Here is a 12626-nt window from a genome sequence, read left to right as displayed (position 1 = left end):
CGCCTTGCGACGAGCCGTGGCACGGTCGCGGTTGGGTGTTGATAATCCACAGAATCGGCAGCAATCTGCGCCGCAATGACGATCAGTTGTTGCGCGCATCGCGCCATCATGCCAGCTTCACAGTCAAGATTATGCCGCCGCCATCTCCCCATCCCGTCAAGGCCGTCCTCGGCCCGACCAACACCGGCAAGACCCATTTGGCGGTCGAGCGCATGTGCGCGCACTCCAGCGGAATGATCGGCTTTCCCCTGCGGTTGCTGGCGCGCGAGGTCTATGATCGCGTCGTGGCGATCAAGGGAGCGTCGCAAGTCGCCTTGGTTACCGGCGAAGAACGCATCATCCCGCCCGACGCCCGCTATGTGCTCGGCACGATGGAGGCCCTGCCCGTCGAGCGTGATGTCGCCTTTGTCGGGATCGACGAGGTCCAATTGGGCACCGACCCCGAACGCGGCCATGTCTTTACCGACCGGATGCTGCGCGCACGTGGCCGCGAAGAGACAATGATATTGGGTTCGGCTAGCCTGCACGGGTTGGTGCGCGAGCTGGTCCCCGAGGCCGAAATCATCACCCGCCCGCGTTTTTCAACGCTGAGCTATGGCGGTATATCCAAGCTGTCGCGACTACCCAAACGCTCCGCCGTCGTCGCCTTCTCGGCAGAAGAAGTCTATGCCATTGCCGAGATGTTGCGGCGCTTTGCCGGCGGCGCGGCGGTGGTTATGGGAGCCTTGTCTCCGCGCACCCGCAATGCGCAGGTCGAGATGTTTCAGGCCGGTGAGGTTGACTATCTGGTCGCCACCGATGCCGTGGGCATGGGGCTCAACCTCAATGTTCAGCATGTCGCCTTTGCGAGCCTGCAAAAATTTGACGGGCGGCGACAGCGGCGGCTGACCATAGCCGAAATGGCACAAATCGCCGGACGCGCCGGTCGGCATCAACAAGACGGTAGTTTTGGCACCATCGGCCAGCCGCAGGGCGGCCTGACCCCCGAAGAAATCAGCGCCATAGAAGGGCATCATTTCCCACCGTTGAGCAGCCTGTTTTGGCGCAATCCGCAGCCCGGATTTGACACGCTTGCCACTTTGCAGGCCGATTTGGTGCAACTGCCCGACCACCCCGCCTTGCGCCCCGCGCCCGAGGCGGTGGACATGGCGGTGCTCAAACATCTGGCCGACGATCTGGAGGTGCGGGCACGCGCCGACGACCCCCAGGCGGTCGAACGATTGTGGGATGTTTGCGGACTTCCCGACTTTGAACAATTGGGGGCGGAACACCACAGCCGATCCGTGTTGAAGCTATGGCAATGGCGCACCAGCGGTAACGGCGAGATTGATCCCGAATGGTTCGCCCGCCGACTCGCGCGGCTCGACGATGTCGAGGGCGATATAGACCAGCTGGCGAGCCGGATTGCCGCCGTGCGTTCGCTCTGCTTTATCGCCCAGCGCGGCGACTGGATTGCCGATGCGGCAGGCTGGACCGCGCAGACGCAGGATCTGGAAACGCGCTTATCCGACGCACTGCACGCGGCGTTGGCGCAGCGTTTTGTCGACCGGCGGTTGGCGCTGTTGATCCGCGATGCCGGTCAGCGCGACGCCGCCTTGCCAGTTGCGGTCGCCGCCGATGGCACCGTCGCAGTCGATGGCGAAGCGATCGGGACGCTGCACGGCTTTCAGTTCAAGGTTGATCCAGTGGCGCGCGCCAGCGATCATCGCCTGCTACTCGCCGCTGCCGACAAGCATCTGCGCGCCGAAATGACCCGCCGCGCCGCCGCTTTGGCCAATGCCGAAGATACGGCTCTGACGCTGGTCAGCGAAACGGGGGAGCCGCCGCGTCTTGCCTGGAACGGCGATGTCATCGCCACGCTGGCCAAGGGCAGCGCGCTGGTTCAGCCCGCCATATTGATCGAACCCGCGCTGCGACGGCTGGAGGTTGCGCAGGTGCAGGCGATTGTCGAGCGGTTGCAACTGTTCGTCAGCTCGCAGCTCTCTCGCCACGCCACCCCGCTTGCCGCCATGACCGAGGCGGCTGGCGACCTGTTCACGCCGCCGCGCGTCCGCGCGCTGCTCGCCGCCATGGCTGATAGCGGCGGGCTGATCGCGCGCACCGAAGTCGATAGCCAGCTGTCCGCAATGACCCCCGATGAGCGCCCGCTGCTGCGTAAGCTGGGGCTGACCATCGGCTCGCTCGACCTGTTCCACCCCATCCTGCTGAAACCCGAAGCGGTGCGATGGCGCGCCGCGCTGCTCGCCGCGCAACAGCTTTCGCCCGTTCCGGCGCTGCCGCCGCAAGGCGCGGTATGGCAAAATCAGGGCGAGGCGATCAGTCTTGCGATAGCGGGTTTTCGCCGTTGCGGCACCGGATGGCTGCGCATTGATATGGCTGAAAAACTGGCCCGCCAAGCCCATGCCGCACGGATGCAGGACGCAGCGCCGCCGTCACAGCCTATGGCCGACGCCGATCCCGACGGGCATGGCAGCGATACCGAAGCCGGGATGGATGCCATCGCAACCACATTACCACCGCCCGGATTTGCCATCGATCCGGCGCTCGCGACCTCGCTCGGGCTTGATGAGGCGGCGCGGCGCGCGCTACTCTCTGCCTTTGGCTTTCGCGGAGTGGGCGACCCGATGCTGAATCGCTGGCGATGGTCGGGGCGGCTCGGGCGCCCGCCGAGCAAGCACGGCAAAGCGGGCAGACCATCCGCCCACAAGCCCAGCCGCGATTCGTCGAATCCTGCCACAAAAGGCAAGCCACAGCGCAAGCCACCGGCTCGGTCGGGCAAGCCCAAGCGCGGCCCGTCGGGGTCACCGCCGGGGCGCCGTACACGACCGGCACCGCGCGGGCCTTCGCCCAACAGCCCCTTTGCCGGTCTGGCCGCTTTGCTCGCCGACGCGCGCGAGGATTGATGGGAGCGCGCGCCGCCCCGTCAGACCCCACGCCGCCCGCGACGATCCGGCTCGACAAATTGCTATGGTATTTGCGCTTTTCGCGCTCGCGCAGCCGCGCACAAGCGCTGGCACTGGCGGGGCACATCCGGCTCGACGGACGGCGCGTAACGCGCGCGTCCTGTGCCGTTCATGTTGGTCAGACGCTGGTGCTGCCTGTTGGTGAAGCGATTGAGGTAGTGCGCCTCGTCCAGCTGCCGAAACGGCGCGGATCGCCACAAGCGGCGCGCGCCTGTTACGACCGGCTGGCCCCTTCTTCGCCTTCGGCCCCGCGCCCGGCGGCTATTAAAAGTGATTCGCAACTGTCACCAAGCATTGACGCCGCCGCGCCGGGCGGCATAGGGAGCGGTCAACAGCAACCATCGGATGGCCACCGCGCCACCGCCAAGGGGAGTCCAGAGCCATGACCTATGTCGTCACCGATGCCTGTGTACGGTGCAAATATATGGACTGTGTCGAGGTCTGCCCTGTCGATTGCTTCTATGAGGGCGAGAATATGCTCGTCATCAACCCCAGCGAATGCATTGATTGCGGGGTTTGCGAACCCGAATGTCCGGCCGAGGCCATTTTGCCCGACACCGAAAACGGGCTGGAAAAATGGCTGGAAGTGAACACCAAATTCAGCGCCGAATGGCCGAACATCACAACCAAGAAGGACAGCCCCGCCGACGCCGATGAATTTAAGGGCGTCGAGGGAAAATTCGAAAAATTCTTCTCCGCCGAACCCGGCGAAGGCGACTGATGAACGACTCTATCTCCCCTCCTCTTTAGGGGAGGGGAGCGAGACTTGGTGCGGCATCGCCGGGCCTAGAGTCGCAGCAGGGTGGGGCCAGCGGCCTCGCGCAAGGCCGCTGGCCCCACCCCCAACCCCTCCCCTGAATAGGAGGGGCTTAAGAAGACCTCTTGAAACCGGTGGACGGGCCGCCGATGTAGGGGGACGGTGGGGCCTGCCTGTCGGTTCGCGACGGGCCATCCCGGACAATGAAGGACTTTTTCGATGATCGATCCGTTGAGTGCACTCGTTCCCATGGTTGTCGAACAGACCAGCCGCGGCGAACGCAGCTTTGATATTTTTTCCCGGTTGCTGCGCGAACGGATCGTTTTCGTTACCGGCGAGGTCGAGGATAATATGGCCTCTCTGATCGTCGCTCAATTGCTGTTCCTTGAATCGGAAAATCCGAAAAAGGACATTTATATGTACATCAACTCGCCGGGCGGGGTGATCACCTCGGGCATGGCGATTTACGACACGATGCAATATATCCGTCCGCGCGTCGGCACGGTGTGCATCGGTCAGGCGGCATCGATGGGCAGCTTTTTGCTCGCCTCGGGCGAGCCCGGAATGCGCGTCGCGCTGTCGAACGCCCGCGTCATGGTTCACCAGCCGTCGGGCGGTGCGCGCGGTATGGCATCGGACATCGAGATTCAGGCGCGCGAGATATTGCGCATCCGCAAGCGGATGAACGAACTCTACGTCAAATATACTGGCAAAAAACTGGCCGAAATTGAAAAAGCGATGGATCGCGACACGTTCCTCGAGGCGGATGAAGCCAAGGACTTCGGAATCGTCGATCAGGTTTTTGATCGTCGCCCGGCAGCGGTCGATGGCGATGCGGGCGACAAGACGGACACCAGCGGAGATGACAAAAAAGCCTAAGCTACGCTGGCCTGCCAGCTTTGTTTGCAAGGCCTTGGTAACCGCGTTTCTTGACCCCATGGTCGCGCTTTTTGTCGTAATGAGACAGAGAAATCTGTCACCCAATTGCCATATTGTAATTGGGTGACCGTCGGTTAGGATGACAATCATACCGTCAGCGGGGACGGTAACGGATATGCGGCGGGGCGAAATCACCCCATCGCCAAAAGGAATTTTATGACCAAGCTCTCGGGTTCAGACAGCAAGAGCACGCTTTATTGCTCCTTCTGCGGCAAATCGCAGCATGAGGTGCGCAAGCTGATTGCCGGACCCACCGTGTTCATTTGCGATGAGTGTGTCGAGCTGTGCAACGACATCATCCGTGAAGAGATCAAGGGTGGCAGCGCCGCCCGCAAGGATGGCGCGGTTCCCACCCCGCTGGAAATCTGTCAGCATCTCGACGCTTATGTCATCGGTCAGGCCACCGCCAAGCGCGTGTTGTCGGTTGCCGTGCACAATCATTACAAGCGTCTTGCCAATGCAGGACGCGGCGATGATGTCGAACTGGCGAAATCGAACATCTTGCTCGTCGGCCCGACCGGCAGCGGCAAAACTTTGCTCGCCCAGACACTCGCCCGTTTCCTCGACGTCCCCTTTACCATGGCCGACGCGACGACGCTGACCGAAGCCGGTTATGTCGGTGAGGATGTCGAGAATATCATTCTGAAGCTGCTCCAGTCGTCCGACTATAATGTCGAAAAGGCGCAGCGCGGCATCGTCTATATCGACGAAATCGACAAGATCAGCCGCAAGGCCGAAAACCCCTCCATCACCCGCGACGTATCGGGCGAAGGCGTGCAGCAGGCGCTGCTCAAGCTGATGGAAGGCACGACCGCAAGCGTTCCCCCGCAGGGCGGGCGCAAGCATCCGCAGCAGGAATTTCTGCAGGTCGATACCACCAACATCCTCTTCATCGCCGGCGGCGCTTTCTCCGGCCTCGAAAAAATTATCGGCGACCGCCTGCAGGGGAAGTCGATCGGCTTTGGCGCGCATGTCGCCGGCCCCGACGAGCGGCGTCAGGGCGAAGTGCTCAAACAAATCGAGCCCGAGGATTTGCTGAAATTCGGCCTGATCCCCGAATTTGTCGGTCGCCTGCCCGTCATCGCGACGCTGGAAGATCTGGACGTCGATGCACTGGTCAAGATTTTGGGCGAGCCCAAGAACGCGCTGGTCAAACAATATAAAAAGCTGTTCGACCTCGAAGAAGTCGCGCTGACCTTTACCGACGACGCGCTGGTTGCGGTCGCCAAAAAGGCGATCGAACGCAAGACCGGCGCGCGCGGACTGCGCTCTATTGTCGAGGCGATATTGCTCGACACTATGTTTGACCTTCCAGACCTCACCGATGTCGTCGAAATTGTCGTCGACAAAGATGTTGTCGAAGGCCGCAAGGACCCGGTGCGTGTCTATGCCGACAAAGCAAAGGTCGAGGCTGGCGACGCCGCCTGAGTCGTTTTGGACGGCGAATATTGTTGCATTGCAGCAACAGTTGCTGGAAAAAACGCATTCCCTGCTGTGGATAACTTCACCCAGACAATGGAAAACCCTTGTTTTTCGTTGCCCATTGCTGCGGGCAGCCCCCCCCGGACTTGCGCTGTCACAATCATGCCATAGAGGGACGTCAGGGGCTCGGTCAGGTCGCGGCGTTGGACTGCCATGATCGCCGAATGCCAAACCACATTAGGGGGATATCCTGTCATGAAACTTCGAAATATGCTTGTCGCTAGCGCAGCGACCCTTCCCATCGCGTTCCTTTCCACCGCCGCATTTGCACAGTCGACCGGCTCGGTTGATTTCGACAATGAAATCGTCGTCACCGGCTCCAGCGCGACCGATGTTGCCGGCATCTCGGTTCCCGACACATCGAAAGCCAAGTCGGTTCTGAGCCAGGAAGTGATTGCCCGTCAGAACCCAGGCCAGACCATCCTCGACACGATCAACCTGATCCCTGGTGTCAGCTTTCAGAACAATGATGCCTATGGCTCGTCGGGCGGCCAGCTGACCATTCGCGGTTTTTCGTCCGACCGCATCAGCCTGACCTTTGACGGCGTGCCGCTGAACGATTCGGGCAACTATGCAATTTATTCGAACCAGCAGCTTGACCCAGAAGTGATCGAACAGGTCAACGTCAACCTGGGTACGACCGACGTCGACAGCCCGACCGCTGCCGCAACCGGTTCGACCGTCAACTATCGCACCCGCCTTCCCGGTGAAGATTTTGGCGTCAAGGTTTCCGGCTCGGCTGGTCAATTCAACTTTTTCCGCATCTTTGGCATGGTCGATACCGGCGAGTTCACCCCTTGGGGCACGCGCGCATTCATCTCTGCCTCGACCGCGTCGAACGACAATCCGTTCAACAACTACGGCCGCATTCGCAAGCAACAGTATAACGCCCGTGTCTATCAGCCGCTCGGCGACAATGGCGATTTCATTTCGATCGCTGGTAACTACAACGAAAACCGCAACAATTTCTTTGGTTCGGTGTCGTTGCGCAATGACCGTGCGGTTCCGTCGGGTTTCCCGCAGTCCACCGACGAACGCAAATATAACATCAACTTCCCTTGCACCGTCAGTCAGGCCGCGACGCCGGGCGTTGCTGATCTGACCAACGGCTGTGGCACCGAATTCGACCGTCGCTACAATCCGTCGAACACCGGCAACATCCGCGGTGCGTCAAAGTTCACACTGACCGATGGCGTCATCCTGACGGTCGATCCCAGCTATCAATATGTGAAGGCCAATGGCGGCGGCACGACCAATGCACGCGAGCGCCTGAACAATGGCCTGACCGGCTATATGGGCGGTCGTCCCTATTTCGGGATGGACCTGAACGGCGACGGCGACTTGCTCGACGAAGTCACCGTCCTGACCCCCAGCCAAACGCGTACCGACCGTTATGGTGTGATCGCCAACTTGCGCTGGGACATCAACGAGAACCATACGGTCCGCGTCGCTTATACTTATGACCGCGCGCGTCACCGTCAGACCGGACAGGTCGGCCTTCTGCAACTGAACGGCGAACCCTTTGACGTGTTCCCGATGAACGACCCGCTGACCGACGCCTCCGGCGCCGTGCTGATGAAGCGTGATCGTCTATCCTACGCCATCCTGTCGCAGGTTTCGGGTGAATATCGCGGCACCTTTGCCGATGGCCGTTTGATCACGACAATTGGTATCCGTGCTCCTTTCTTCAAGCGTGACCTCAATAATTACTGCTTCACCACCAGCGAAACCGGCTTTGTCGATTGCTTTGGTGCCGGCGACCCGCGCAACGCGGTCTATGCCGCCGCCAACCCCACCAACTTTGATGGGTCGGTGCGTCAGGGACCGCAGCAGCGCGTGCTGAAGTATAACAAGGTGCTGCCGAACGTCGGCCTGTTGTTCAAACCCAACAATCAAATGTCGGTGTTTGCCAACTATTCCAAGGGGCTTCAGGTTCCCGGCACCGACTCGCTGTATAATGCCTTCTACTTCGCGCCCAACACCTCGTCGGCAAGTCCGGCCCCTGAGACGACCGACAATTTCGATCTGGGTGTGCGCTATCGCAGCAGCCAGATTCAGGCGCAGGTGTCGGCATGGTACACCAAATATGATAACCGTCTGGCTTCAGCCTATGACCCGGTGACCGATAAAAACCTGTATCGGAACCTGGGTCGTGTCGACAAATATGGTGTCGACGGCAGCATCGCATGGCAGCCAATGCCACAACTTGCCCTTTATGCCTTTGGTTCTTACCTGAAGTCGAAGATCAAGGACGATGTCCAATCGGGTACGGACGCCTTGGGCAACCCGGTTTTCACCCCTACCGCTGGCAACCGTGAATCAGGTGCGCCGATCTATACCTATGGTGCGTCTGCACGCGGCACAGTGGGTCCGGTCGAACTGGGTATCACGACCAAACGCACCGGGGGTCGTTATCTTTATGACACGAACCTGCCTGTCGTCATTGGCGGCACCCAAGTTTATGGGGCCAAGACCCCTGCCTATTGGCTGGTCAATCTAGACGCACGTATAGGTCTCGATTTTGCCGGCCTTGGCGACCAGACCTTCTTCCAGCTCAATGTCTATAACCTGTTCAACAAACTTTATGTTGGCAGCTTTTCGAGCTCCCTGGAACAAAGCTCGCGCCCGCCGTTCGCCCAGATCGGCGCCCCGCGCACGATCAGCGGAACGCTGACCGTCGGCTTCTAAGCCGCTACGGTCACGGACAAAAAGGGGCGCGGGGGGGAAACTCCCGCGCCCTTTCTTTTGGTCCGTCGATATCATGCGCGGCGCTGGTGGTGCTAGTCGGCGGCGATGCGGCGGGCGGTGTCCTGAACCAGCGCAATCATATTGGGGACGCCCTGTGTCCGGTTCGACGATAGCTGCCGCGTCAACTCAAAGGGCGCGAGCGCGGCGGTGATGTCCATCTGCGCGACTTCGCTGGCGGGTTTATCCTGCACGGCGCTCAGCACCAGTGCGACAATGCCTTTGGTAATCGCGGCATTGCTGTCGGCGAGGAAGTGGAGACTGCCGTCATCCTGCGGCACCGGATAGACCCAGACGCTGGCCGAACAGCCACGCACCAATGTCGCGTCGGTTTTCAGCGGGTCGGGCATAGGATCAAGGTCACGGCCCAGATCGATCAACAGGCGATAGCGATCATCGCTGTCGAGAAAGTCATATTCTTCGTAAATGTCGGACAGGGTGCGCATGATCTGCGCCCCTGCCACAGTCGCCTTTAGAGGTCGACCCCTGCCGCAATCGCTTCGAGCTTGCGCAGCCGTTCCTTCAGGTCGGCAATCTCGATGCGCGAGCCGGCGTGCGGGACGTTGGCGTCGCCCTGGGTGGCCGGTGCATGGGTCTGCACCAGTTCCTCACGCTTGAGCGCAATCCAGTCGCGCCAGCCGCGCAGCGCCACCATACTGATGAACGCAAGGGCAGAAAGGGTCACCGCAAGCAAGAGCAGGTTAGCAGTGATTTCAGTCATGATGTTGGCCATGATATGACTCCTTTATCATCGCGTCACGGATTGGCGCGGTCGCGCAACTGTTCGATTTCAGCGTCAAGGCTGACCGCGCGGTTGGTGTCGGTGGTGATCCGTTCCAGCACCTGGATACGGTCTTTGAGAGTGCGGATTTCGGCCTGAAGAGCGCGGGTTTCGGCGCTATCAACAGGCGCGCTATATTGATTGTCGCGACGACCGCTGTGACCGTTATATCGGGCGCGCAATACGCGGCCGATGGTCACAATGAGCACGATTGCAATAACCATTTCAAACGGGTTCATCGGGGAGGTTCCTTCTTGCTATCGGGTCAGTTGAGCGGCGCGTCGCGCAGCTTTTCAATTTCATCGGAGACGACGACGCCTTTGTCGGTGGCGATGCGTTCCAGTACGCGGACCCGTTCTTCCAGCTGGGCGGTGTGCGCCGCATATTGCGCCGCCTTTTCCGCGCTCATCTCTGATTGTTTGTCGAGCATATGGCGCTGATGCCGCGTCCAGATGGCGAGCCCGCCAATGATGAAGGGGGCCAGCGGGATGAGAATCCAGATTTCATCGCCCATGATTAGTTCCTCTCAATTCGCTGGGCGCCGCAGCGCCTCTATCTCGTGGCTCAGCCCGTGGCCGCTGTCGGTCACGATGCGTTCGACGACTGCCAGCCGGTCCTTGACCGACCCCAGTTCGGCGCGCAGTTGGGCATTTTCCTGGCTGATCAGCTTGACCCGTTCCATCGCCTCGTTGCTGGTCTTGGGATAGACCGCCTGTCCCCAGGCGCCGTCGAGCGGATAGCCGTTCTTGATCCGCAGCCAAGTGGTGGCCACCCATCCGGCCACGACCAACCCGATGCCGATTGCAATCAGCGGTGCAAATTCCATGATAAAAGTCGTTTTGTCCATCTGTCTTCCCCTGGCTCAGCGCAGTTGATCAATTTTGTCGGATAGCTGCGCCGCCACGCCATTGCCGTCCGTTGCGATCCGTTCCAGAACCGAGAGCCGATCTTCCAGCCGAACAATCTTTTCAGAGAGCTTGGCATTATCATCACTCAACAACGCAATTTTTCGATCAGCGTCGGGGTCGTTTCGATGAACCGTGCCGCCCCATTCATTCTCGATCGGATAGCCGTGCTTCGCCCGGATCCATGTCGTTGCCATCCAGCCCAATATCGACAAGGCGATAATAGCGATGACAAATCCTGGTCCACCCCAACTCATAATTCTTCTCCCTGTTGGCCAGATCGATCAGCGCAGGCTGTCAATCTCGTCGGCGAGCCGACGGTTGTGGCTGGTATAATATTGTTCAATATCGGCGAGGCGGCGATCCATCTCGCGAAAGCGCGATTTGATGTCACGGGTCGATCCACCCGGATTGCTGCGCACGCCTTGCCAGAATTTGGCTTCCTCGTTCGACCCGTAAAGGGCGAAAGGTTTGGGGGTGCCCATCCAGGCGACCATCCAATAAGCGATCAGCGTCCAGGGAAAGCCCCCCATCAAGGTCAGGAGCACCGCCCCAACGCGGACCCACATGGCGTCAATCCCGCTGTAATCGGCGATCCCGGCACAAACTCCGCTCCATTTGGCGTTTTGTTTGTCGAGATAGAATTTGGTGCGGCTGGCAGACATGTCAGTTCCTCCTGGTCATTGCGAGTTGCGCCAGTTCCTCATCGCTGCGAACCGCGGGGCGGAAATCGGGATGGTCGGCGGTAATGATGCGTTCGATGGTGTGCAGACGGGCCTCTAGTCGGCGGGCAGTGTCGTACATTTCATCGAGCAGTTGCTCATCTTCTCCGGTCAGCGTCTTCGCCTGTTTCCACTTGGTGATATAGTGGAGGATAAGCCACGGCAGACCGAGGAAGAGTGTTCCGATGACGATCGGAACGATGATGATGTCGTCCATCGATCTTCCCCTTATTTCTTGTTGGCGTGGGCAGCTTTGAGGGCGGCCAGTTCATCGGCAACCTTGTCGGCGGACTGCAACTCGGCGATTTCCTCATCGAGCGACTTTTTATAGCCAAGGCTCAGCGCATCGGCGCGGCCCTCGGCATCATCGACGCGGCGTTCGAGAACATCAAAGCGCGAGAAGGCATCATCGACGCGGTCACCATTGGTCATCTCGCGCAGTTTGTAGCGGTTTTCAGCGCTTTCGAGGCGATTGACGACGCTCGTCTGGCGCGTCCGCGCTTCGCTGAGCTTTTTCTGCAGCTTGGCGATATCGGCTTCATAGCCCTTGAGGGCATCGTCGAGCACGCCGACTTCGGCTTTCAGGCGGTCGGCCATGTCGCCGGCCTTTTGCTTTTCAACCAGCGCCGCGGTGGCGAGGTCTTCGCGGTCCTTGGACAGCGCAAGCTCGGCCTTTTCTTTCCAGCTGTCCTGGAGGCTTTCGAGCTTGGCGATGTGGCGGCGCATTTCCTTTTGATCGGCAATGGTGCGCGCGGCTGATGCGCGGACTTCGACCAGCGTTTCGTTCATTTCAAAGATGATCTGGCGGATCATTTTCTCCGGATCCTCCGCCTTGTCGAGCAAGTCGGTAACATTGGCGGCAATGATATCGCGGGTGCGTGAAAAAATACCCATTGTGAAACTCCTGTCGAGAACTGAGACTAAATTCTTGTTTGAAAAATACTGGTGCCGGGACGGGGCAAGGGGGGAGAGTGCCCCGGCACCAGCGCCGGTCAGGCCAAGGGACTGACCGCCGGGGACGTTGCAGCGGCCATCACATACGACGTGGCCACAGAGCCAAGGTCGCTTGCGAGAACATGGGGCTGATCGATCACGCCGACGAGAATGGCCAGCGCACCAACCGCGCTGAGCGCGAATGTAGCAGCTTGGGCAAACAAGTTTTTCATGATCCTATCTTCCTCATTTTTCACTGCCCGACACTGGGATGCGTCGGTTCACACAAAACTGTGCATAAGCCGTGCCAATTGCTCCGAAGCACGGAAATACGTGTGAATCGCCGCTGAATCATCAGCCTCAGTCGATTTTACTTGCCAATCAGCGGGAAATTTTGCC

The 12626-nt window shown here is 59.9% G+C and carries 16 protein-coding genes; 6 read left to right on the top strand and 10 right to left on the bottom strand.

Annotated elements, in window-relative coordinates:
• The first annotated feature begins 131 nt into the window (after window positions 1-131).
• From ACR3XE_RS03380 to ACR3XE_RS03355, 6 genes are all read left to right on the top strand, one after another.
• Entirely contained in the window at window positions 132-2903 is a 2772-nt protein-coding gene (locus ACR3XE_RS03380; protein WP_473700377.1) for a helicase-related protein, read from the top strand.
• Window positions 2903-3349: a S4 domain-containing protein gene (locus tag ACR3XE_RS03375; RefSeq protein ID WP_473699006.1), complete on the top strand. Its 447-nt coding sequence runs from the start codon at window positions 2903-2905 to the stop codon at window positions 3347-3349. The genes ACR3XE_RS03380 and ACR3XE_RS03375 overlap by 1 nt, the downstream gene beginning before the upstream one ends.
• Window positions 3346-3684: a ferredoxin FdxA gene (fdxA, locus tag ACR3XE_RS03370; RefSeq protein ID WP_473699007.1), complete on the top strand. Its 339-nt coding sequence runs from the start codon at window positions 3346-3348 to the stop codon at window positions 3682-3684. The genes ACR3XE_RS03375 and fdxA overlap by 4 nt, the downstream gene beginning before the upstream one ends.
• A gap of 255 nt (window positions 3685-3939) precedes the next feature.
• Window positions 3940-4599: an ATP-dependent Clp endopeptidase proteolytic subunit ClpP gene (clpP, locus tag ACR3XE_RS03365; protein ID WP_486185909.1), complete on the top strand. Its 660-nt coding sequence runs from the start codon at window positions 3940-3942 to the stop codon at window positions 4597-4599.
• A gap of 216 nt (window positions 4600-4815) precedes the next feature.
• Entirely contained in the window at window positions 4816-6087 is a 1272-nt protein-coding gene (gene clpX, locus ACR3XE_RS03360; protein WP_473699009.1) for an ATP-dependent Clp protease ATP-binding subunit ClpX, read from the top strand.
• Between the two features lie 249 nt (window positions 6088-6336).
• Entirely contained in the window at window positions 6337-8829 is a 2493-nt protein-coding gene (locus ACR3XE_RS03355) for a TonB-dependent receptor (protein ID WP_473699010.1), read from the top strand.
• Between the two features lie 92 nt (window positions 8830-8921).
• Here ACR3XE_RS03355 and ACR3XE_RS03350 read toward each other — a convergent pair whose 3' ends face one another.
• From ACR3XE_RS03350 to ACR3XE_RS03305, 10 genes are all read right to left on the bottom strand, one after another.
• Window positions 8922-9332 carry a SufE family protein gene (locus ACR3XE_RS03350; RefSeq protein WP_473699011.1) on the bottom strand — a complete coding sequence of 137 codons (411 nt, stop codon included), beginning with the start codon at window positions 9330-9332 and terminating at the stop codon, window positions 8922-8924.
• 26 nt (window positions 9333-9358) lie between these two features.
• Window positions 9359-9619: a hypothetical protein gene (locus ACR3XE_RS03345; RefSeq protein WP_473699012.1), complete on the bottom strand. Its 261-nt coding sequence runs from the start codon at window positions 9617-9619 to the stop codon at window positions 9359-9361.
• A 23-nt stretch (window positions 9620-9642) separates the two neighbouring features.
• Window positions 9643-9906 (bottom strand): hypothetical protein, encoded by a 264-nt coding sequence (locus ACR3XE_RS03340; RefSeq protein ID WP_473699013.1) that lies wholly within the window; start codon window positions 9904-9906, stop codon window positions 9643-9645.
• Between the two features lie 26 nt (window positions 9907-9932).
• Window positions 9933-10181 (bottom strand): hypothetical protein, encoded by a 249-nt coding sequence (locus ACR3XE_RS03335; protein ID WP_473699014.1) that lies wholly within the window; start codon window positions 10179-10181, stop codon window positions 9933-9935.
• 12 nt (window positions 10182-10193) lie between these two features.
• Window positions 10194-10514 (bottom strand): hypothetical protein, encoded by a 321-nt coding sequence (locus ACR3XE_RS03330; protein ID WP_473699015.1) that lies wholly within the window; start codon window positions 10512-10514, stop codon window positions 10194-10196.
• A 15-nt stretch (window positions 10515-10529) separates the two neighbouring features.
• Entirely contained in the window at window positions 10530-10829 is a 300-nt protein-coding gene (locus ACR3XE_RS03325; protein ID WP_473699016.1) for a hypothetical protein, read from the bottom strand.
• A 27-nt stretch (window positions 10830-10856) separates the two neighbouring features.
• The gene (gene pspC, locus ACR3XE_RS03320; RefSeq protein WP_486185908.1) at window positions 10857-11237 is read right to left on the bottom strand and encodes an envelope stress response membrane protein PspC; all 381 of its coding nucleotides are present in this window, start codon (window positions 11235-11237) and stop codon (window positions 10857-10859) included.
• Window position 11238: 1 nt separating this feature from the next.
• Complete coding sequence (gene pspB, locus ACR3XE_RS03315) at window positions 11239-11511, bottom strand: envelope stress response membrane protein PspB (RefSeq protein WP_473699017.1); 273 nt, start codon at window positions 11509-11511, stop codon at window positions 11239-11241.
• An 11-nt stretch (window positions 11512-11522) separates the two neighbouring features.
• Window positions 11523-12188 carry a phage shock protein PspA gene (gene pspA / locus ACR3XE_RS03310; protein ID WP_473699018.1) on the bottom strand — a complete coding sequence of 222 codons (666 nt, stop codon included), beginning with the start codon at window positions 12186-12188 and terminating at the stop codon, window positions 11523-11525.
• A gap of 98 nt (window positions 12189-12286) precedes the next feature.
• Window positions 12287-12460: a hypothetical protein gene (locus ACR3XE_RS03305; RefSeq protein WP_473699019.1), complete on the bottom strand. Its 174-nt coding sequence runs from the start codon at window positions 12458-12460 to the stop codon at window positions 12287-12289.
• Window positions 12461-12626 lie beyond the last annotated feature (166 nt).

It is taken from the genome of Sphingopyxis sp. 10G20-10 (assembly GCF_057365075.1).
Note: the sequence above shows the minus strand (reverse complement) of the source record. Positions and strands in the feature narration are given on the sequence as shown.